The organism is Streptomyces sp. NPDC050121 (assembly GCF_044460385.1).
GTDB classification, from domain to species: Bacteria; Actinomycetota; Actinomycetes; order Streptomycetales; family Streptomycetaceae; genus Streptomyces; species Streptomyces soliscabiei.
Genome location: NZ_JBITJV010000004.1, coordinates 423,889 through 442,423 on the forward strand (window position 1 = coordinate 423,889; position 18,535 = coordinate 442,423).

Sequence of the window (18,535 nt, forward strand, 5' to 3'; positions counted from 1 at the left end):
AGTTCGTGTCACGGTCAGGGTCAGACGCGGACGGTGCCGGTCAGCAGCGCGCTGGTGCTGCCGTTGACGTTGAAGCCGACCGTGTACCGGCGGGACTCGTGGCCCACCTTGGCGATGAGGTGCGCCTCCTCCGACCAGGCGGCCGTGTGGTCGTTGGTCTCGTTCAGCACGCTGTCGCGGATGACGCCCAGGTCGAGCGTCATGCCGTTGCCGTGGATGAACGTGCCGGCCGCGTAGATGAGGAAGTCCACCGTGGTCGGCCACGCCTGCATCTTCGTGGCGTTGCCGAACTGTGATGCGCCGCGGACCTGCCAGTCGTTGACCCACTGGACGGCGATGTTGCGGGCGGTGAAGTACCGGTTGACCTCGGAGAGGGGGATGTCGCCGAGTTCGACGCCGGCCTTCCAGGCGAGGTCGGCCTGGATGACGTCTCGGGCCCAGTACGGGAGGACGACTTCGAGGACGTCGTCGATGCACATGCCGTAGCGGGCCCGGTAGTCGGTCGCGGCGAGGCCGACCGCGTTGTAGATGCGAGGGGCTGCGGCGTCGGTCGCGGCACCGCCGGTGATGCTGGTCGCCGCGGTGGAGCGGGCGAGCATGAGGGCGATGAGGCGGGCGTTGATGATGTGTGCGTGCGCGGACATCAGCAGCCGCAGCGTGTTCTGCGTCGCCTCCGGCCACGCGTCGTCGGTGAGGTTGCCTGCGGTGAGGCAGTAGCCGTAGAGCTCCAGGCGCTCCTCGTCCATGTCCGAGCAGGGAACGCGCATGCAGGGCTTGGTCGGGGAGCCGGTGGCGGCGGCGATGTCGTCGGCCTCGGTCCACAGCCACGGCTGGGAGGTGTTGGAGAAGGTGCCCTGTGCGAATCCGGCGAAGGCGGTGCCCCCGCCGAGAGCGTCGGCGAGGGACGGGCTCACGGGGAACTGGATGCCGCCGCGGGTGACGCCGAAGGTCGGCAGGTCGATCAGGCCGGACTCGCAGGCGATGTTGAAGAAGTCGTAGCGGGGCTCCGACGGTGCGCACCAGCCACCACCGGCGACGAGGGCCGCCTGCTTGTCGGGGCCGGTGAGGTAGGAGATGAGTTCGCGCATCTCGCCGCGGGTGGTGCGGTTGTCGACGCTGTGGGAGAACTCGTTGCGAACCGAGGCGACGAGCTGCTCGCTGGGCTGGCCCTGCGTGACCGGCATGGACTTGGCCTTGCGGGCGGTCACGTCGGCGAGCGCGGCCAGGCTGGTGAGGCCTTCACCGCGGGCGACGCCGGGGATGTCCACCGAGGCGGTGACGGCGAGCCGCTGGGTCGGGACCTGCGGCGCGGGCGCGTGCTGCGCGGTCTCGGACAGCGAGGCGGTGGCGCGGCGGGCGAGGGCCTGCGGGTCGAGGCCGTTGCGGCGCTCGCCCATGAGGGCGACCATGCCGGCGGTGACGCCTCGGGCGGCGGCGGCGGCGATGGCCTCGACGTCGACGGCGGGGGCCGGTTCGGCGGCGGCCTGTGCGGCGGGGGTGCCGTTGACGCGGGCCTGGAGCTGGGAGAGCTGCTCGGCGACGCGGGACTGCTGGAGTGCGGCCTGCTGCTCGGCGCGGACCTCGCGGACGCGGAGTTCGCCGCGGATGCGGTCGAGGTCGTCGGTGAGGCGCATCGCGTAGGCGAGGGTGTCGGGTTCGACGCTGTCGAGTTCGTTGACGCGGTTGAACTCGGCGACGGCTCGCGTTTCGAGTTCGGCGAGGTCGGTGTCGCTGGAGAGGGTGAGATCGGATGGGGCGCTGAACAGTTCGTCGGCCACTGCTTCCTCCGTTGCGGAAGGGTGTTATGCGCCCGATGAGTTGGCGCCTCTTTGCCGGAGGTTAGCGCATAGCACACGGTCCGGCAAAGGTCAAATACCTTCACCGGACCGCTAAACCTAAAGGTCAGATGCTCGGAGGGGGCGGCGGCGGGGGTGCCGGACGACGCCTCTTATTGCAGCTGCACATTCCCTTTCACCTCCCCGGGTGGACTCGACGAGACAGCATCCGCATCACGATCCGCACCGCATCCTGCTCCAACTCGGACTGTGAACGGCCCCACGCAACCGTCGGCCGGCCCGCCGCAACCAGCGCCTGCGGCTCCCCGCTCGCGACCCGGGCCCGCATCTTCGGAACGGGGAAGCCAGGCACGTTGACGGCCAGCAGCCCCACCAGCCGGAGTTGGCCGCCGATCCGCCGCCAGTCCCCGGACACCTGCCCGGCGGCCTGGAGTTCGTACACCTTCAGCGGGTCCGCGCCCGGGCGCACGCACCCGGCGACCCAGATGCCGTGCGCATCGTTGCCGACCGCCACATCCGCGACAGCCGCGCCCGTGTTGTCGTAGTGCTCGGCCGCCGGTGTCGCCCCGTAGTGCAGCGGCGCATGCCCAGTACCGACGGTGATCTGCCCGACCGCGACCCGCGACCCGTCCGCGCACGCCACCTCGCCGGTGCGGTAGTACGGGTGCGCGTCCTCGTGCGGCGGCTGCACGCACACGTCGTCCTGGCCGATGTGGCAGGAGCCCCACTGCGCGGCGTGCCCGTAGATCCGGCCGTCGTCGGTCACCGTGATCGGCGTCGGCAGCGACAGCTTGGGGTCGGAGAACCAGTCGACGGGCGGCCGGAACACCTCAACGCCCGCGGCGGTAACCGGAGCGAGCCGCTGGGCCGCGCGCTCGGCTTCCTGAAGGGTGCCCAGTTCGGCCTCGGTGACCGGCTGGCCGCCGGCCACGATGGCGCCGGCTTCGTCGAGGAGGGCGATGTAGGCCTCGGCGAAGGCGGGGATGTCGACGAGGGTTGCGGCACGGATGCGGCCGCCGTGGTAGATGACCTTTTCGGGCTGGGCGAAGAGCATCTCGAATAGGTCTTCGCCTTCGCCTTCGCCGGTGCCCGCGTTGACGTCTTCGGGCCACACGAATTCGACGTCGGCTTCACCGATGCTGTCGGCGTCGATGCTGACGCCGCGCAGGAACTTGCCTTCGATCTTGGCGTGGGCGCGGCGCCCGTTGTCGTCGGAGAGATCGAGGACACCCGACCCCATGATCTTGTCGCCGTCGCGCCACACCTTGTCGATGCGGCCGACGTTGACGGCCTTGGTGCGGGCCTCGCCGCCGTGGGAGTCCTCGATGTTCCAGCGCAGAGGGACGGGGAGTTCGGCCCAGGTGAGGGATCCGGGGGCGAACTCGCGGCCGTCGCCGGTGACGATGCCCTCGACGGCGAGGGGCCCTTCCCATGGGGCGGTCTGGCCGCCGTAGTCCATGCTCTCGTCGCCGTCGTCCGCGGGCTGCTCCTCGGTCTCCTCAGCGTTGAGGGCGGCGAGCTGCTCGCCGGCCGAGGCTTCGGTGGGGTGGCAGCCCATGAGTTCGCTGGTGTCGGTTTGGACGACGGCCCACGGCGTATCGGCACCGCAGTCCGGGTGGTCTTGCACGATGCTGTACGGCACGGTGCCGCCTCCTTCGTGGTTGTTCGGCGGCATTGTGGCCGCGCTCGCAGCCAAGATCATTCCGGCTGCGCTCTGCCGCTGCTCCTGCGGCCACACGGTGACGAGCGTCCCCCGGCAGCGGGAGCCGCCGAGGCAGCCGGTGTAGCCGCCCGTCGGGTACGCGGTACGGGCCACGGCCAAGTCGGTGTACTGGGTGCCGTCGATGTCGCGACAGGGTTTACAGCTGTTGCGATCTAGCGCCTCACTCGCCGTGTACGTGGCCGGGGGCGCGACCGCGAGGACGGCCATACGGCCCTCGTTCTGCGCGGCCGTCATCGCCGCACCCACCTGCTCCTCAACCTGCGCACCAGACAGCCCGGTGAGGTGCTCGTCGACCTGCGCGGCCACCTGGCCGGCCGTACCGGAGCCCCACACGCGCATCGCCTGCCGGACCGCGGACTGCACCAGGCCTGCGCCGAGCATCCGGGCGGCGGACCGGCCGAACTGGCGTAGCCGGTCCCGGATCGCGGCGGCGGTGATCGCCTCGTCGTCCAGTGACCAGTCGGGCACGGTGACGCCCTGCGCTTCGGCTTCGGCCTGCTGCTGCTCGCCTGCCTGCCGCGCGTAGGCGATCATCCGGGCGATCAGCAGGCGTTCGGCGTCCCCCGTGTCCACGGTGAAGGAGTCGAGCCGGTCGAGGTCGTCGGCTTCAGCCGCGGCTTGTACGGCGGCGGTGATCTGCTTGCGCTGCGCGTCCTGGATGTCGGCCCAGGCTTCGACGGTGGCGTCGACGGCCTTGTGCCACGCCTTGTCCATCTCTGCGAAGTCGACGCGGGAGGCGAGCTCCAGCTCGGTGGGCTGACGGCGGAGGATGCTGCCTGCTGCGGCCCGGACGGCTTCGCTGGACATGACGTACTCGCCGTACTGCAGCCGGGCTTCGGCCAGCCGAGGGCCGTCGGCCGCCGCGGTCACTGGCTCGGTACGGAGCCGTTCCGTCACTTGGTGCGGGATGCGAAGGTGGCGGCCGAGCACGGAACGGATGGCGTCAAGCGCGAGCTTCCCGCCCCGGTTCGTCTCCACCTCGATCCGCAGCGGCGGCGCTTCCCCGGCTCCCGCCGTGACGGGCTGGCCAAGGGGGATGTCGGTGTGGTCCCCGGCGAACGCCACCCGGATGCGGTCGAAGACGACCGGGCCGAGCCGCTCCTCCATGGGGATGATGAGGTCCAGCTCGTCGGAGTACGCGGCACAGATATGCGGCACCCAGGGCGTGTGCTGCTCCGGCAGTTCGGGATGGTCGACGCCCTCGGCGAGCCCCTCCTCCAGCGCCATGCCGATCGCCCCGTGCAGCATGCCCAGGGTGCGCGGGGTGGCCGGGTCGTCTCCGACCGACCACACCCAACTCGGGCTGTCGCTGTTGCCGTTCCAGTGCGCAGCGCCGAAGACCTTGGCCGTCACGGGTCCGCTGACGTAGTGGGGCAGTACGTCGGTGACCGCTTGGACGATGCTGCGCTGGGCTTCCTCGCTGAAGGCCGTGCCGTCGTCGCCGAGGAAGTACAGCGTCAGATGCAGCTGATCTGCTGCCTCGCCGCCCTCGATCGCCAGCCGCTCCGCATCCTCCGGCGTCGGCATCAGGGCGATCATCGCGCCCGACAGGTGCGAGCCGTCAGCGGCTGCTGTGAGCGAACCCATTGGTGCTCCGAGTCGTCGAGAAGAAGCCGCTGACGTCCAGCAGCGGGGAATGCTGGCCGATCGTGAACCGGCCGAACGCATCCAACCGGGCCTCATACACTCCGGACGTTCCCGGCCGGGGCAGGCTGTGGAGCTTCAGCGCGGCATGCGTGAACGGACAGGAGTACGCGTGCTGCGAGCACAGCCCCGGGTGCAGCAACTCCGGCGGCCGGCCGGTCGCGAAGCGGACGGCATGCAGGGTCTGCGACTGCCTCACCAAGCGCTCGGCGCGGGCGTCTGCTGCGGCTTGGCGTGCGATGTCCGGGTTGGGTGGGCTGCGGTCCTCGGGCCGAGGCTGCGGCTGCAACTGGGGAGCGGCTGGTTCGCCACCCTGTGCGGGGCTGTCGATGGTGATCTGGTCGCCGGTGAGTTTGGAGAGTGCCCCGGGGGCGGCGGTGGGGAAGGTCTTGATGATGACCTTCAGGCCCTGCTCCTTCAGCTCCTCGTCGCTCGGCTTGTCCGCTTCGCTGAACCCGGTCTCGCGACGCAGTGCCGCGCCGTTGATTTCCAGCCGGTCGTAGAGCAGGACGGCGTCGTCGGAGCGGTCGGGGCGCAGGGTGAGCTCCGACATGTCGTACCAGACGACCCAGTTCGCCCAGTCCTCCACACCGGAGGCCCGCAACCGTGGCTGGAGATAGCCGGCGGTGAGGGCTTGGGCGATGAGTTCGGCGTCGGGGGCAATGTTGACTTTGAGGCTGGTCTCGTCGACGGCCCACGCGTTCCAGTGGTTGAGGTCGCCCATGCCGAGGAGGACTTCGGGCGGTATGTTCAGCTGGGTCGCGAGGCGTTTGATCGCGGACTCGCGCTTTTCGATGATCTTCTCGTCGATTTTCAGGGTGAAGTCGAGATGCCTGATCTTGTCGACGTACTCGCCCGGAACCCGGATCGGCATCGGCACCACACCAGAAGCAGTGCCTGGCTCGCTGATGGCGGTCTTGGCGTTCTCGATCCACTCGGCCATGAACGGATCCGGGGCGTCGGCGAACTCTTCCCTGGTGGGGAAGGTGACCTCGTCGGGGAAGATCGCCACACCGGCGGACGCGAGGCGGGACAGGTACTGGGCGACGATGTGCCGGTTGACGAGTTCCAGTTCGCGCATGGTGGAGCGTGCGGCGCGGGCGGGGCTGTCGGCGATGTGGTGGTAGCGCTTGTTCGGCCGCCACACCCTGAGGGGGCGTAGGGAGTCGGGTGCAAGCGGACGCCACGCGTTGCCGCCGTTGACGGCGTTCTCGTCGATGACCTCGTACCGGCCCCGGGCGACCCGCACTTCATCCGTGGAGCGCACCGACCACTGCTCGACGCCGTTGATGTTCTCGACGATGACGTAGCCCTCGCCCGGTACCGAAAGCTGTGTGCCGAGGCCGTCCATGATGACGGCCTGCCCGGCGACGCCTCCGGCCATGGCGGTCATGAGGTCGACGGCGGTTCCGGCGTCGGCGCGGGCGGGTTCGTCTTGGCCGGGCTCCAGCTTCGCGGCGTAGAGGCGGACGCGGGACAGCATTTTGGCTTCCCAGTCGACGGCGTACCGGAACTCGCCGAGGGTGTCGTGGTAGCCCCAGACTTCTTCTTGCCAGGCGTCGGTGTTGCGGATGAGTTCGGTGCGGGGGCTGGTGACGGGCGCGGCTGCGGCGGTGAGCGCGGCAGGTTCCGGGGCGGTGGGTGTGGTGGATGTGGGCAGGGGGGTGCGCCGGGTGAAGGCGTGGTACCAGGCCATCGGTTCTCCCTGCTCGCGGTCTGCGAGGGAGGGTAGGAGCAGCCCGGGGAAGATCATTCCGGGCGTGGGTGAGGGCCGCCCGCAATGCCCACTGCGAACAGCCCTCTGCGACCACCCATCACCCCGAACCCCGGAAGGGCCCGGCCTGCACCACCGATGCTACGAGCCCGCAGCCGGACCGTGTTCCGGCGTCACGCCCACTCCTGCGCCGCCAGCAGCGCACCCACCGCCCACACCGCAGGCCACACCAACAGCGGCACCGGCACACCGACGGTGGCCCACGTCCCGGCCGTCACCACGAGCGCCACCCAGCCCGACGCACACCACGGGCACGACAGCAGATCCCCCAACCAGTACGGCACCCAGCGCGTCCGCTCCACGTACCGATTCGTCACACCGTCGATCACCGTCACACCACCGAGACCCGCCACCGTGGCCGACTGGCCCTCCTCCAAGACCGGGAGCCGGTTCGTCTCCGACTCCTTCCGCGTGAGCGGCCGCCAGCCGCCCACGAGCCGGTCCCGCAGCCACAGCACCGGCGGGAACACGTCCTCGACGACGAGCCGCGTCAGGCGGTACGTCGCCAGTGACATCACGAGCAGCAGCAGCCATGTCTCCATGCCGATCACCGTAGCCGCCCGCCAACGATCTGCTTTCTGGCCAGATCACCACCCAACGACCCCTGACCGCGCGCCGCCGTACCGACCAGCTTCATCTGCCAGGCCGGCCACACCATCGCGTCCAACCGGTCCGGCGACCAACCCAACTCCGGATACCAAGTGGCCAACTGGTCCTCCAGCTCGGAGAACACCCCGGCCATATGCCAGCGACCTTGCGCGCCGAGCGCGGCGACCGGCTGCGCGCGAACGACCTTGCCGCGCGTCGCGGTCACCGTGCGGATGGGAATGTCCACGCCGAGCGCCTCGGCCGCCGTGCGCAGGGTGGCCACACACATGGCCCCGCCGTAGTTCGTCTCAGCCACGATCTCATCAGCCTCCCAGTCGATCGCAGCCTGCACCGCCCGCCGCCCCCACTGATCCGGCGACAGACGGCACGACCGGTCGTCCAGGACGAAGCCGTGGTGCTGTGGCCGTTCTTGCGCATGAGCGCGCACAAGGAGTGCGTCTTCGGGATCCGTCGACCGCCCCGGCAATGCGTTCGGCAGCAGAAGCCCGGACTTCCCGACCACGATGATGCCCTGTTCCCCAGCGCCCCCCGATGGGTCGACGCCGACCGAAATCCGCGCCAGTTCCGGCACCGCGTCGGCCCGCACCCGGGTCTCTTCCAGCGTGGCGCGCGTCCACAGCGCTTCGGCTACCTCGTCGATGAGGCGGCCGTGGAGTTCCTGCGCGCCGATGTCGGTTCCCGCGTAGGTGTCCTCCAGGGCGTCCTTGACGGTCTGTTCGAGGTGCGGGTTGTCGTACATCGTGGCGTGCGTGTGCACGATGCCCGCGATGTCCCCGGACAGCATGCGTTTCAGCAGCGGGCGCGGCTTCGGCGTGGTGGCTGCGATCCAGTGCGGGCGCGGCCCGGAGCGCAGGCCGAAGCGGAGCTGGTCGTAGGTCTGCTCCATGTACCGCCACGTCGCGAACTCCTCCAACACGGCGAGGCACGAGTTGCCACCGGCTCGAAGCCGCTCGACGTCTTCTGGGGTGTGCGAGCCGTACAGCTTGGCCTGCGATCCGTTGGGCCAGCGGATGACGGTGCCGCCCGGGGCCTGCACGAGCCGGGCTCCGGGGTCGGCGTTGCGGATGCCGCCGGGGCCTTCGTACATGGAGGTGACGCCGTCCCCGAGGGTCGGGGCGATGATCGCAATCCAGTGCGGGACGGGCCCGGGAAGGCATGGCGGCCCGTTGACGTGCTGGCGAACGTACTCGGCGCAGGCTTTCGACTTGCCCGCACCACGGCCGGCCATGAGGAGCCAGCCTGTCCAGTTCCCGTCGGGGGGGATCTGGTGGGGTTGTGGCTGCCAGCGGGGTTTCATCTGGGCAGCGAGGAGGGCGGCGGCGCGTTGCGCGATGTGGGCCCGGTCCTCGGTGGTCATGGTCCGGATTGTGACTGCTCAGCGGGCGTGACTGCTCCGGCGCTGAGCGCGGGGCTTCTTCCGGCGGGGCTGCTGGCGAGGCTGACGAACGAGCGGATCCCCGCGAGGAGCTTCCACGACACCGACACCGGGGACGACGACGTATGCGGGCGGTCTGGCACCGCGGCACTGGTTGGCGTAGTCGCAGAGGCAGTCGCCTTCGGTGAACAGGCAGCACGGGTCGCGGTCGGCGCAGGTGGCCTGGTCGGGGCAGTAGTGGCGGTGGCTCACCGGATCCCCCGGCGTGCTCGGGCGGGTGTGGGGGTGCGGGCGTCGCCCCAGGTGGGATGGCCGCTGGAGTTCATTCCGTGATGGTGCCACGTCCAGGACCTGCGGGGCAGGTGGACGATGCGGGCTCCGGCGGCGAGGCAGCCCAATGTGAAGTGCCAGTCTTCGCCGCCGCGCTGGCCGCCGATGGTGCTGTCTTCGGGTGGGTTGTGGAATCCGATGTGCTGGGCGAGGCCGGTGCGGACGAGGATGGTGATGGTGGTCTGGTGGGGGGCGTCGTCGTCCCACGGGCGGCCGTAGAACATGGGGAACGGGTCGGTGCCTCCGTGGACGCGGAACCACGGGTACACGTAGTCGGCGCCAGTGTCCTCGGCGCAGGCGACGAGTTGTTCGATGTGGTCAGGGTCCAGTTCGTCGTCGCTGTCGAGGAAAGCGGTCCACTCGGTTTCGACGAGGGCGAGCCCGTGATGCCGGGTGATCGCGGCGCCCATGTGGTGGATGTCCTCGGCGAGGACCAACTCCACGGGGACGGTCTGCGCCCGCACGGAGGCGGCGGCGCGTTCGAGCATGCCGTTGGTGCGCCGCTGCTCGTGGAACGGAACGACCACGGTCACGCCCGGCTTCACGGCGCGTCCTTCAGGGGATCGATCAGGTCAGCGGCGTCGCCCCAGGCCTGCCAGTCCGGGTTGTGCTGCGGGCGTTCGTCGCGCTGCATCTCGGCGAGTTCGTGCACGAAGGCGTCTATGAACTCGTTCTTCTGGGCCTGGGTGTAGTTGTCCCACAGGGCCCAGTACAGGGCTTCACGGGCGCTCACCGCGGGGTGCCCTTCCAGAGAATCTCGTTGTCGCCCTGGACCCGCAGCTCGATGGTGGTCCACGGCCGGATGCCGTAGTCGGCGTTCGCCGCGAACAGGCCGTCGAAGTAGTGGAAGCTCTCGACACACCAGAACGACACGTGCGTCGGATCGGCGAAAGCGTGCCACGTCCCCGACAGGCAGTTCGGCACGCGGATCTCGAACACGCCGCCCGGGCGCAGGACTCGGTGTGCCTCGTTCATCACGGCGAGACGGGGCTCTCCGGCGGGGATGTGCTCCATGACGTGCGCGGCCCGGATCGCGTCCACGCTGTCGTCGGCTGTGGGCCACGGGGTGTCCTGCGCGAGCCTGCGCCATTCGCCGTGGCCGTTCCACGCGTCGAGGTTGGTCCACCCGGCTTGGACGAGGTGACCGCCACCAATCTCGATGCTGGTCATCACACACGCTCCGGCCAGTGCCACGTACCGCCGCGCCGCTCACCGGAAGGAAGGGAACAACTGCCTCCCTCCGCCTCGTATTGGAAGCATCCACCCTCGGCGAGCGGGTGGAAGAAGAGGCCGGTCGGGTTTTGGACGCACAGCCCGACCTGTAGCGGCTCCTCGATGTTGACCTCCGTGACGGTGGCCGCGCGGCACTTGGCCGTGAAGGCCTGCGTGCCGTCCTCCCGAACGGGCGTCCCGTGGCTGACGTAGTGGACGATCCGGCCCACACTCGGTGTCTGCTCGCTCATCAGTGCCTTCCACTTCCCTCGTACTTCAGCCAGCCGTTCGCCATGTGCGAGCCCGGCAACGACGCAGGCTGCAACCCGACCGCGCGCAGCGCATACGGCTCGGAGATCTGGTCCTGAAACGACCACGCGTTGATCTCGCGCCCCCACACGTCCCCCAGCGCGCGCACCTCGCGGGTGTGCCGTCGGGCGATGACGCCAGCCGCCCACAGCCCCCAGTGCTCCGGGTGTCCGGCCGCCCGATAGTGGGCGCCCTGCTCGATGATCGGCTCGCCGGTGTACTTCGGCAGGAGCGCGGAGTGGGCGGCCTCCTCGTACAGGCAGTCGCGCCACGGGTGAGCGAACTGGGCGATCGGATCCGCGTAGGCGAGGGCTTCGGCGGCGAACCGGTCGGAGACGACCCGGAACGATGCGTCCACCCAGATGCTCGCCGGGGCGGCCGTGTACTCCCACGGACGCAGCTTCGGCCGCTTCGCTTCCCGGTTGCCGTGGCGGCCGTGGCGCGGCTGGCAGATCATCGTCCACCCGGTCGTAGCGTCGGCGTCCGGGAGGGGCTCGCCATCGGTGACGCAGATCCACTCCACGTCGAGGCCGGCCTGCGGGAGAACGGGCTTCAGCGCGTCGTAGCCGTCGGTGATCGCCGTGATAATCGCAACGTCAGCCACGGTGCGCCCGTTCCAGCAGCCACACGTGGGAGAACTCCTCTGGCTGCGCCCACTCGTCGACGACCTCGAAGGCGGGGAACAGCGGCGGGATGTCCGCTGCGGTGAAGTCGTGCAGGTGATGCGGGTTCAGGTGCGTGGTCGGCACGACCGGCACCGAGACGATGACCGCCCGTCGGGTGGCCGCGGCGATCACTTGCGCAAGGCGCGCCGGGTCCTGAACATGCTCCAGCGTCTCGAAGCACACCGTCACGTCCGCCATGTCTGGCACCCAGGAAGGGTCGTCGAGGTCTGCCGCGTGAAAGCTACCGGGGAAAGACGGGTCGGGGATGCCGGGCCTGTCGTAGCCGCGGTACGGGCCGCGCAGCAAGAGGGTGGCGCCGTAGCCGGTACCGCAGGCGATGTCGTTGACGGTTTCCCCGTCCCGCACGCACTTCGCGGCGTACTGGTAGCGGGCGACGTGGCCGCGGTGTTCGTGCCAGGAACTGGCGGGGATGCGTTCCATCACCATGGCGTGCGCCCCCACTTCGCCGCGAAGGTCTCGCGGTCCCGGCCAGCCTGTGCCTGCAGCTCGGGCCGCTCGTACATCGACCCGTTCGGGCAGCGATGCTCGACAGGGATGCCGGGGACGAGGAGCGCGCCGCCATGCTCGCGAGCCGTCCAGTCGAGGTCGTCGTCGCCGTACCACCAGGCGAGGTCCTCGTCGAGGCGCAGGCCGGTCTCGCCGCGCAGCATGTACGCGTAGCCGGTGATCCGCTGGCGGAGGTCGATCGGCCCGGCCTGCGTGTGGAGGACCTGCCGGGTGCCGCCGTGCTGGTCGGGGTAGGCGAGGACCGCGGTCGTGGAGCGCATCGCCGTCGACAGCGCCTCGACCCAGCCGAGTGGTACGACAACGTCGGAGTTGAGGACGGCGATGTCCCACTGATGCGCCTCGGCGCGGTGCGCCTGGGCATCCGCGAGGGACAGCCCGACGTTCCACAAGGTGCTGATGTTCGGAGGGTCGATGGGCAGCGAGACGACGCCGACTTTGCCGTGCCACGGCTCAGGGTCGATGGGCGGGTTCGACTGGTTGTCGATGACGATGACCGTGTCGACCTGGTCTACCACCGAGTTGATGCAGTCCGCGAGCAGGTCATGACGGTTCCGCGTCGGGATGACCGCCGCCTGGAAGATGCCGCTCACGCTGCGAGCCACTGCGGGTTGTCGGCGTACCACTTCACGATGTCGCCGAGCGTCTCATCCAACGGCCGCGGACCCGGCCAGCCGAGTTCGGCGAGCTTCGAACCGTCCAGGGCGTACCGGTGGTCATGTCCCGGCCTCTGTGAGTGGTAGTCCACCAACTCGTAATCCAGGCTGCGGCCGGCCGCCTGCGCCATGCGCAGGGCCACGTCGAGGTTGGTGGCCTCCTCGCCTACGATGTTGTAGCGGAGCGGGCCGGTCGGCATGGTCGGGTAGTAGGTGAGGCGTTCGTCGCCGTCGAAGTGCTCGGTGAGCCACAGCCAGGCGGCGGCGAAATCGCGGGCGTCGACCCAGCAGCGCGACCCCGACTTGCCGTCCGGGGAGGCGTGGACGGTGAGCTTCTCCCCGCCGAAGATGGCGCGGGCGATCTTCGGGATGAACTTCTCCGCCGCCTGCGGGGACGGGGCGAGGAGGTTCATCGTGTTCGTCACCAGCAGCGGAACGCCCAGCCCACGCCAGTACGAATAGGCGATCGCCTCCTGCGCCGCCTTCGACGCCGCGTACGGGTTGGAAGGGCGGATGCTGTCCCACTCGTGATGCCGATAGTCGGCGCCCGCAGGCCCGAACACCTCGTCGGTCGACATCTGCAGGAACATCCGCGGCTTCGCCAGACGGGCGTACTCCAGCATGTTCAGCTGCAGCTCGACGTTGTTCCGCACGAACGGCACCGGGTCGGTGAGGCTGCGGTCGACGTGGGACTCGGAGGCGATGTTCCAGATGTAGTCGACCGGGCCGATGCGTTCGGCCATCAGCGGTGTGATCGGCAGCGCCAGGTCGTGGGCGAAGACGTCGACCCGACTGCGGACGCCGGGCAGCGTGTCGAGGACGGCGCTGATGCGTTCGCCGTCGCCGTGGTGCCGGTAGGAGACCGGACACGACACGTCCCAGTTGGTGTGAGTGAGGACGTGGGTGAGGACGGTGGAGCCGACGAACCCGGACGCCCCGGTGAGCAGCAGTCTCATGGCGGGGACGGTAGACACGCCCTCGGGAAGATCGTTCCGGGGTTTCAGGCTGCCGTCGCTTCTCCCCCTGCTTCGAGGAGCAGCTGCTGCGCCGTGCCGAGTGCGGCCATGCGCTGTTCGTGGTCGAGGTTGAGGGAGTCGAGGACTCCGCCGAGGACAGTCGCCACCAGTTCGCCTTCGAGGTCGAGGCGGCGTTCAAGTGCGGCCATGACGCCTGCGTCGACGGCTTGTTTGGCGGTGGCGGCGGCAAGTTTGCGTTCCTCGCGGGACTGGCGCAGCCACGGTGTGATGTCGTCCGGTGGATTGAGGGGGTCGCCGCCGTTGTCGACGTGTTCACGCATGCGGCTGGCGATGACCGTGTCCGTCCACGCGGCCCGCGCCGACGCTGTGCGCACGAGCCCGAGCAGTGCTTCGTGCGGGGTGATGTCGCGTTCGGCTGCGATCTCCTGTGCCATGGCCCATGCCTCCTCGACGTGCTGCTGGCCGCCCCGGTGCCAGATGCAGGTACCGATTCCCGGGTGTTTGGTGCCTTGGCCGGCGGGGTTGGAGCACATGCGGCCGTTGAGGTTGCGGGCGGGGCATCGCGCCGGGTAGACGGTCATGAGGGGATTGTGGCCTGGATGACGGGTGGTGATCTTCCGGCGCATGCGTGGGGGCCCGCTTCTGGTGGCGAAGCGGGCCCTCTGCGCGTGTGGGGGTCAGCCGGGGTAGTCGTCGCCGAGGACTTCCTGTCGTGCTGCTTCGGCACGACGGTTGAGGGCACCGGTCATCCGGAAGAGCGCAACGGTGAGGGCGAGGAAGCCGGCCACCAGTAGCACTTGGGTGATGGCGCTGACGATGTGGATGTCCTTCGTGGCGAGGGCGATGGCCAGGAGGATGAAGTTGCCGCAGATCCAGGCGAACCAGATGCGGAGTTTTTCGACACGGACGGCTTTTTGGATGTCGCTGTAGTTCGCCATGCTGTGCCCCCTGTTGGTGCGGGTTGTGGTGGCGGGGAGCGTAAGCCTGGCGTATGCGGGTTGTTGGGGTTGTGACGGGGCTGTGACCGGATCGGGTGTACGCGGGCATGCGTGAGGGCCCGTCCCCGTGGTGGCTTCGGGGTCGGGCTCTCTGCGGTACGGCAGGGTCAGTCGCGGCGGAGGCCCTGTTCGTGTTTGCGGACGGTGTCGGCGATCTTCTGGGCGATGGCTGCGCCGACGAGTCCCCGGAAGCGTTCGTCTTCGCCGGGGTCGAGGGCGACGCTGTACTTGCTGTAGAGCAGGCATTCCGGGTCGGGGCCGAGTCCGAGGGTGAGGTAGGCCTCGATGTGGTCGTCGTCCGGGCCGGGCTGGAGGTCGACGTTGTAGGCGCGGGGGTTGCTGCCTTCCGGGTCGTCCACGTCGTCGATCTCGGTGTAGCCGCTCATCCGGTCCCGGGTGAGATCTCGGCGGTTGCCGGGGAAATCATGGTGGAGGGGGTGGAGTTCGAAGCCCAACCCGCACGCTTCGAGAGCGGTGACGGCTTCGAGGATGGCGTGGGCCTGGCGGAGACGCATGGGGTGGATCCTCTCGCGGGTTGGTGGTGGCGGGGCGGGTGCGGTTAGAAGCCCCCGCCGGGGAAGGTCGGGGTGGGTGCCGGGCCGGGCCGGATGGTGATCGACGCTGCGCCGAGTTCGATCGCGGCGAACCCTTCGTCGGCGGCCATCGTGTAGGCGTCGCGGGCCATCCAAGCGAGTGCGGTGTCGTCGGCGTCCGTGATGGTGCCGCCGTCTGCGCGGATGACTTCGCGGACGACTTCTTGGAGTTCTCCCAGGGTGGTGCAGGTGCGGCGGTCGGCGGGCTGGCCTTTGCGGACGATGGCGATGCGGTACACGCGGGGTCCTTTCGTTGATGGCGGCGGGTGGGGGCCGCCCGCGCCGATACTGGCCCGGGCGGCAGCGGGTCAGTCCTCCCAGCTGCGGGCGACGTCCAACGCCCGGCGCAGGGCGGACGCGAGCGGCAGGCGCTGCGCCTCCGGAAGGGTGATCGACGCGGCCACGACGCCGGCGTCGGTCTCCTCGATCGCCGTGAGGGTGAACCCGTCCTGCATAGGGTTGAGGGCGAGGCCGTACATGTCGCCGAGCCACGTCCCGATGCGGCCCTTCTCGGTGCCGTCGGGGTAGTGCGGCTCGTGCTCCCACGGGCCGGTCACCGGCTCGCTCAGCGCGGCGATCAGGGCGGGCAGGTCCGTCGTGGTGATCGCAGCCTGCGCGGCGTGCGTCTTGTCCCTGGTGACCCGCAGGTACACCTCCGCTGCACCCGGGTCCTCGCGGAGGCCGGCGGGGATGACGGTGAGGGTCGCCCCGTCGGCTGCGGTGTAGTCCCAGGGCTGGGGGGTGAGGTCGGCGATCACGCTGTTGAGGGCGGTGTTGAAGTCCACGATGGTGCTCCGTTCGTTGGGTCTGGGTGGTGTGCGGGCCGCACTCAGGCGGGGTCGTCCTGCTCCAGGGCCAGGAGTTCCTGGATCGCTTCGTCCAGAGTCAGCGGCGCCTCGTCGTCGCGGTCCTCGTCGCCGTACTCGACGATCCGGGGATCGGCAGGGTCGGAACAGTCGAGGCGGTACCAGCCGTCCGGGTCGAGTCCTACCCACGGAGGGCAGGTGCACGGGGTGGTGGGCAGCGCGTACCACTGCATCGTGAGGCAGTCCACGAAGTGTTTGGCCATGGCGGGTCTCCGTTTCGGGTTGAGGCTAGGCAGCCAGAGCGTCGGCGAGCAGCTGGACGCGGGCGACGGCGGGGCAGTCGACGGGGTAGAGGACGGTGACGGGGCCCGGCCCCGAAGAGCCGGGCGGGGTGCTACCGGCGGACGCCCGGGATGAGGCTCTGGATGATCCGGCTTGCCTTCGCGTAGTCGTCGAGGCTCGGGCCGGGGTCTTCCTTCAGCGGATGGTCGGGCTGGTCCATCTCGTGTCCGGTCTCCAACTGGTGGGCGTCGAGTGCGGCGCGGGCGGTGAACGTCTCGCCGCACGCCCCGCAGAAGACCGGGACAGAGGTCTGCGGAACGTCCTTGGCGTCGTTCGGCTTGGCCTCGCCGCGCTCCCAGCCGCCGTGCTCGTTCTGCTTCGGCAGTTCGTAGCCCTCCGGGAGGCCGGGCTCCCACGGCTTCTCGCCGGAGCCCTCGCAGATGTCGCCGTGCGGCTGCTGCGGCAGGCCACCCGACATGGTGAAGCGCCCCATGTCGACGGACTCGCGGTGCTTGCGCATGGTGCCGTTCTTGCGGAGCTTGCCCGCCCACTTGCAGCGGGGGCAGGTGGCGTAGTCGTTGTCGGCCGTGGCGTCCATCTGGTTCTCCTTGCGGGTGGTGCTGATGTGGGTCGTCTGGGGCGCCGTGAAGTTGGTTCAGGCGGCCTCCGTGTACGAGGAGGCGAGGAGGTGGCGGGTGCCCTTGTAGGTGCGGAGGCCGGCGTACAGGGCGGGGTCGATGGGGCCGTAGGCGTAGACGTGGTTCCACTTTCCGGTGGTGCGGTGCTGCGCCCACACCCGGATGGGGCTGTTGCCGTGCGTCTCGCGGTAGGCCTTCGCGCAGTGCCGGCCGAGCCAGGACACCTTGCCGTCGGGGAGGTCGGAGCCGCCGATGCGGTTGAGGAAGCCGGTGATGAGGATGAGCCGGCCCGTCTCGACGAGGGACACGATCGCGCCGGAGAGGGTGCGGTAGCCGAGGGCCTTGCAGGTCTTCGCGGCGGCGTAGAGGTCGTTGCGGCGGGTGCGGGTGGCGGCGGTGTTCATCGGGTTCCCCCTCGTTCCTGGTGTACGTACACCGTAGCGCGCGGTGTACGTACACCGCAACCCCTTGCATCTATCCAGTTGTACGTACACCCGGTAGGCTGAACCCCATGCCAGACAAGCCCAAGACCCAGCACCGATCAGTCCGCATCAGCGACGACGACTGGGCCGACCTCCTCGCCGCCGCCAAGACGCAGGACAGCGACCGAGGACGCGTCATCAAGGACCTCGTCGCCTGGTATCTAAGGCGTCCTGGCGTGACCCAGCCCCACCGGCCGAAGCTGGACGAGTGGCAGCGCGAACGCCCGGCGGGCAGCGAGGAGACGACCGGATGAAGGTCAGATACCGCACTGAGTCCGGGAGTGGATCGACGGCCTACCTGGACGACGGAGAGAACAACACCCGAACAGGCTTCGACAAGTACACGGATGAGCCGCTGACCGTCCGGTGGGACGGATCAGAGTGGGTCGAGGTCGCAGAGGAGCCCACGTGAGCGAGCGATGCGACGTGTGCGGTCTGCCCGACCTGCACCACGGATACGGCGACGGCATCGGCTCCTGCGACTGCCCCCGATGCGAATGCGGCGTAGCCGAATGGTCCGATCTGTGCACCTGCCCACCGGACGACGACGAGCCCTGGCCCGACGACGCTGTAGGGGAGCCCACACCATGAACACTCCACTAGGCCTCCCGATGGAACTCCGGAAGTGCCTCAAGCCGGACTGTATGCGCAAGGTCAAGAAGGGGATCGACTACTGCTGCGCCGAGTGTGCGGTCGCAGCCGAGGGGAAGTTCGAGATCCACGAGCACAGTGAAGGCTGCAACGCGCGCACCGCCGAGCGGGGCGAGTGCGACGAGTACGAGGCCCTCCTCCTCCGGCAGTAGCCCACCGCATGACGACGCCCCGCCCGAACTCCGGTGCGGGGCCGTTTCGCGTCCGATTCCACCCGAACCGGCCGCCGCTGTCACACCGTCACGGCACACTGACCGGGTGGCGAAGCGGTACAGCATCCAAGCCGACAGCCGAGACGAATGCGTCGAGGGCCTCGAACTCCTTGTCGCGGCCGGCCTGATCCCCGTCATGCTGCCCTGCCAGATCGCCAGCGACCGGTGGATGGCGCGGGCTGTCCCGGCCCCGCCACGGCCCGAGCCAGTCCCGGAATAGGCGAAGACCCAGCCGGACGGGGGGAATCGGCTGGGCCTTCGAGGTGCCGGGCGGTCCC

Annotated in this window: 25 protein-coding genes; 4 read left to right on the forward strand and 21 right to left on the reverse strand. The window is 69.4% G+C overall.

The annotated features are described in order from the left end of the window. Positions 1–20 precede the first annotated feature (20 nt). The 21 genes from ACIBTS_RS09070 to ACIBTS_RS09170 form a co-directional block, all read right to left on the reverse strand. A complete protein-coding gene (locus ACIBTS_RS09070; protein WP_399317782.1) occupies positions 21–1,778 on the reverse strand; it encodes a major capsid protein in 1,758 nt (585 codons plus the stop codon). A gap of 193 nt (positions 1,779–1,971) precedes the next feature. Then, positions 1,972–5,106, reverse strand: coding sequence for a hypothetical protein (locus ACIBTS_RS09075; protein ID WP_399317783.1), 3,135 nt, complete (start codon positions 5,104–5,106; stop codon positions 1,972–1,974). Continuing rightward, positions 5,081–6,859 (reverse strand): hypothetical protein, encoded by a 1,779-nt coding sequence (locus ACIBTS_RS09080; protein ID WP_399317785.1) that lies wholly within the window; start codon positions 6,857–6,859, stop codon positions 5,081–5,083. The genes ACIBTS_RS09075 and ACIBTS_RS09080 overlap by 26 nt, the downstream gene beginning before the upstream one ends. Positions 6,860–7,050: 191 nt before the next feature. Further along, positions 7,051–7,479, reverse strand: a complete 429-nt coding sequence (locus ACIBTS_RS09085; protein WP_399317787.1) for a DUF1360 domain-containing protein — start codon at positions 7,477–7,479, stop codon at positions 7,051–7,053. A gap of 5 nt (positions 7,480–7,484) precedes the next feature. After that, positions 7,485–8,903 (reverse strand): terminase large subunit domain-containing protein, encoded by a 1,419-nt coding sequence (locus tag ACIBTS_RS09090; RefSeq protein WP_399317789.1) that lies wholly within the window; start codon positions 8,901–8,903, stop codon positions 7,485–7,487. Positions 8,904–9,169: 266 nt separating this feature from the next. Next, entirely contained in the window at positions 9,170–9,796 is a 627-nt protein-coding gene (locus ACIBTS_RS09095) for a glycosyltransferase family 2 protein (RefSeq protein WP_399317791.1), read from the reverse strand. Next, complete coding sequence (locus tag ACIBTS_RS09100; protein WP_399317793.1) at positions 9,793–9,984, reverse strand: hypothetical protein; 192 nt, start codon at positions 9,982–9,984, stop codon at positions 9,793–9,795. The genes ACIBTS_RS09095 and ACIBTS_RS09100 overlap by 4 nt, the downstream gene beginning before the upstream one ends. Continuing rightward, on the reverse strand, positions 9,981–10,421 hold the full coding sequence (locus ACIBTS_RS09105; RefSeq protein WP_399317795.1) for a methyltransferase domain-containing protein: 441 nt from the start codon (positions 10,419–10,421) through the stop codon (positions 9,981–9,983). Before ACIBTS_RS09105 ends, ACIBTS_RS09100 begins: the two co-directional genes overlap by 4 nt. Next, a complete protein-coding gene (locus tag ACIBTS_RS09110) occupies positions 10,421–10,714 on the reverse strand; it encodes a hypothetical protein (RefSeq protein WP_399317797.1) in 294 nt (97 codons plus the stop codon). Before ACIBTS_RS09110 ends, ACIBTS_RS09105 begins: the two co-directional genes overlap by 1 nt. Beyond that, positions 10,714–11,376 (reverse strand): glycosyltransferase domain-containing protein, encoded by a 663-nt coding sequence (locus ACIBTS_RS09115; protein ID WP_399317799.1) that lies wholly within the window; start codon positions 11,374–11,376, stop codon positions 10,714–10,716. The genes ACIBTS_RS09110 and ACIBTS_RS09115 overlap by 1 nt, the downstream gene beginning before the upstream one ends. Continuing rightward, on the reverse strand, positions 11,369–11,878 hold the full coding sequence (locus ACIBTS_RS09120; RefSeq protein WP_399317802.1) for a class I SAM-dependent methyltransferase: 510 nt from the start codon (positions 11,876–11,878) through the stop codon (positions 11,369–11,371). The genes ACIBTS_RS09115 and ACIBTS_RS09120 overlap by 8 nt, the downstream gene beginning before the upstream one ends. Further along, positions 11,878–12,555 carry a glycosyltransferase family 2 protein gene (locus ACIBTS_RS09125; protein ID WP_399317804.1) on the reverse strand — a complete coding sequence of 226 codons (678 nt, stop codon included), beginning with the start codon at positions 12,553–12,555 and terminating at the stop codon, positions 11,878–11,880. The genes ACIBTS_RS09120 and ACIBTS_RS09125 overlap by 1 nt, the downstream gene beginning before the upstream one ends. Further along, positions 12,552–13,574, reverse strand: coding sequence for an NAD-dependent epimerase/dehydratase family protein (locus ACIBTS_RS09130; RefSeq protein WP_399317806.1), 1,023 nt, complete (start codon positions 13,572–13,574; stop codon positions 12,552–12,554). Before ACIBTS_RS09130 ends, ACIBTS_RS09125 begins: the two co-directional genes overlap by 4 nt. Before the next feature lie 44 nt (positions 13,575–13,618). Continuing rightward, positions 13,619–14,176 carry a hypothetical protein gene (locus ACIBTS_RS09135; protein WP_399317808.1) on the reverse strand — a complete coding sequence of 186 codons (558 nt, stop codon included), beginning with the start codon at positions 14,174–14,176 and terminating at the stop codon, positions 13,619–13,621. A gap of 96 nt (positions 14,177–14,272) precedes the next feature. Further along, entirely contained in the window at positions 14,273–14,533 is a 261-nt protein-coding gene (locus tag ACIBTS_RS09140) for a hypothetical protein (RefSeq protein ID WP_399317809.1), read from the reverse strand. A 167-nt stretch (positions 14,534–14,700) separates the two neighbouring features. After that, positions 14,701–15,108 (reverse strand): hypothetical protein, encoded by a 408-nt coding sequence (locus ACIBTS_RS09145; RefSeq protein WP_399317811.1) that lies wholly within the window; start codon positions 15,106–15,108, stop codon positions 14,701–14,703. Between the two features lie 44 nt (positions 15,109–15,152). Next, a complete protein-coding gene (locus ACIBTS_RS09150) occupies positions 15,153–15,425 on the reverse strand; it encodes a hypothetical protein (RefSeq protein ID WP_399317813.1) in 273 nt (90 codons plus the stop codon). 69 nt (positions 15,426–15,494) lie between these two features. Beyond that, positions 15,495–15,971 carry a hypothetical protein gene (locus ACIBTS_RS09155; protein ID WP_399317815.1) on the reverse strand — a complete coding sequence of 159 codons (477 nt, stop codon included), beginning with the start codon at positions 15,969–15,971 and terminating at the stop codon, positions 15,495–15,497. A 44-nt stretch (positions 15,972–16,015) separates the two neighbouring features. Then, on the reverse strand, positions 16,016–16,255 hold the full coding sequence (locus ACIBTS_RS09160; RefSeq protein ID WP_399317817.1) for a hypothetical protein: 240 nt from the start codon (positions 16,253–16,255) through the stop codon (positions 16,016–16,018). Between the two features lie 131 nt (positions 16,256–16,386). Beyond that, positions 16,387–16,872, reverse strand: coding sequence for a hypothetical protein (locus ACIBTS_RS09165; RefSeq protein ID WP_399317819.1), 486 nt, complete (start codon positions 16,870–16,872; stop codon positions 16,387–16,389). Between the two features lie 57 nt (positions 16,873–16,929). Beyond that, positions 16,930–17,316 carry a hypothetical protein gene (locus ACIBTS_RS09170; RefSeq protein ID WP_399317820.1) on the reverse strand — a complete coding sequence of 129 codons (387 nt, stop codon included), beginning with the start codon at positions 17,314–17,316 and terminating at the stop codon, positions 16,930–16,932. Between the two features lie 107 nt (positions 17,317–17,423). Here ACIBTS_RS09170 and ACIBTS_RS09175 point away from each other — a divergent pair, with 107 nt between their 5' ends. From ACIBTS_RS09175 to ACIBTS_RS09190, 4 genes are read left to right on the forward strand one after another with little or no spacing between them, the layout of a single operon-like run. Next, positions 17,424–17,648, forward strand: coding sequence for a hypothetical protein (locus tag ACIBTS_RS09175; protein WP_399317822.1), 225 nt, complete (start codon positions 17,424–17,426; stop codon positions 17,646–17,648). Beyond that, entirely contained in the window at positions 17,645–17,806 is a 162-nt protein-coding gene (locus tag ACIBTS_RS09180) for a hypothetical protein (RefSeq protein WP_399317823.1), read from the forward strand. The genes ACIBTS_RS09175 and ACIBTS_RS09180 overlap by 4 nt, the downstream gene beginning before the upstream one ends. Continuing rightward, a complete protein-coding gene (locus tag ACIBTS_RS09185) occupies positions 17,803–17,985 on the forward strand; it encodes a hypothetical protein (RefSeq protein WP_399317825.1) in 183 nt (60 codons plus the stop codon). The genes ACIBTS_RS09180 and ACIBTS_RS09185 overlap by 4 nt, the downstream gene beginning before the upstream one ends. Further along, positions 17,982–18,197, forward strand: a complete 216-nt coding sequence (locus tag ACIBTS_RS09190; protein ID WP_399317828.1) for a hypothetical protein — start codon at positions 17,982–17,984, stop codon at positions 18,195–18,197. The genes ACIBTS_RS09185 and ACIBTS_RS09190 overlap by 4 nt, the downstream gene beginning before the upstream one ends. Positions 18,198–18,535: the final 338 nt, after the last annotated feature.

What these genes read in the sequence shown, in the direction of transcription:
- ACIBTS_RS09080 (WP_399317785.1), bottom strand. Translation starts at nt 6,859, where the DNA reads ATGGCCTGGTACCACGCCTTCACCCGGCGCACCCCCCTGCCCACATCC.
- ACIBTS_RS09135 (WP_399317808.1), bottom strand. Translation starts at nt 14,176, where the DNA reads ATGACCGTCTACCCGGCGCGATGCCCCGCCCGCAACCTCAACGGCCGC.
- ACIBTS_RS09085 (WP_399317787.1), bottom strand. Translation starts at nt 7,479, where the DNA reads ATGGAGACATGGCTGCTGCTGCTCGTGATGTCACTGGCGACGTACCGC.
- ACIBTS_RS09075 (WP_399317783.1), bottom strand. Translation starts at nt 5,106, where the DNA reads ATGGGTTCGCTCACAGCAGCCGCTGACGGCTCGCACCTGTCGGGCGCG.
- ACIBTS_RS09090 (WP_399317789.1), bottom strand. Translation starts at nt 8,903, where the DNA reads ATGACCACCGAGGACCGGGCCCACATCGCGCAACGCGCCGCCGCCCTC.
- ACIBTS_RS09190 (WP_399317828.1), top strand. Translation starts at nt 17,982, where the DNA reads ATGAACACTCCACTAGGCCTCCCGATGGAACTCCGGAAGTGCCTCAAG.
- ACIBTS_RS09160 (WP_399317817.1), bottom strand. Translation starts at nt 16,255, where the DNA reads ATGGCCAAACACTTCGTGGACTGCCTCACGATGCAGTGGTACGCGCTG.
- ACIBTS_RS09120 (WP_399317802.1), bottom strand. Translation starts at nt 11,878, where the DNA reads ATGGAACGCATCCCCGCCAGTTCCTGGCACGAACACCGCGGCCACGTC.
- ACIBTS_RS09145 (WP_399317811.1), bottom strand. Translation starts at nt 15,108, where the DNA reads ATGCGTCTCCGCCAGGCCCACGCCATCCTCGAAGCCGTCACCGCTCTC.
- ACIBTS_RS09170 (WP_399317820.1), bottom strand. Translation starts at nt 17,316, where the DNA reads ATGAACACCGCCGCCACCCGCACCCGCCGCAACGACCTCTACGCCGCC.
- ACIBTS_RS09180 (WP_399317823.1), top strand. Translation starts at nt 17,645, where the DNA reads ATGAAGGTCAGATACCGCACTGAGTCCGGGAGTGGATCGACGGCCTAC.
- ACIBTS_RS09130 (WP_399317806.1), bottom strand. Translation starts at nt 13,574, where the DNA reads ATGAGACTGCTGCTCACCGGGGCGTCCGGGTTCGTCGGCTCCACCGTC.
- ACIBTS_RS09165 (WP_399317819.1), bottom strand. Translation starts at nt 16,872, where the DNA reads ATGGACGCCACGGCCGACAACGACTACGCCACCTGCCCCCGCTGCAAG.
- ACIBTS_RS09175 (WP_399317822.1), top strand. Translation starts at nt 17,424, where the DNA reads ATGCCAGACAAGCCCAAGACCCAGCACCGATCAGTCCGCATCAGCGAC.
- ACIBTS_RS09105 (WP_399317795.1), bottom strand. Translation starts at nt 10,421, where the DNA reads ATGACCAGCATCGAGATTGGTGGCGGTCACCTCGTCCAAGCCGGGTGG.
- ACIBTS_RS09110 (WP_399317797.1), bottom strand. Translation starts at nt 10,714, where the DNA reads ATGAGCGAGCAGACACCGAGTGTGGGCCGGATCGTCCACTACGTCAGC.
- ACIBTS_RS09140 (WP_399317809.1), bottom strand. Translation starts at nt 14,533, where the DNA reads ATGGCGAACTACAGCGACATCCAAAAAGCCGTCCGTGTCGAAAAACTC.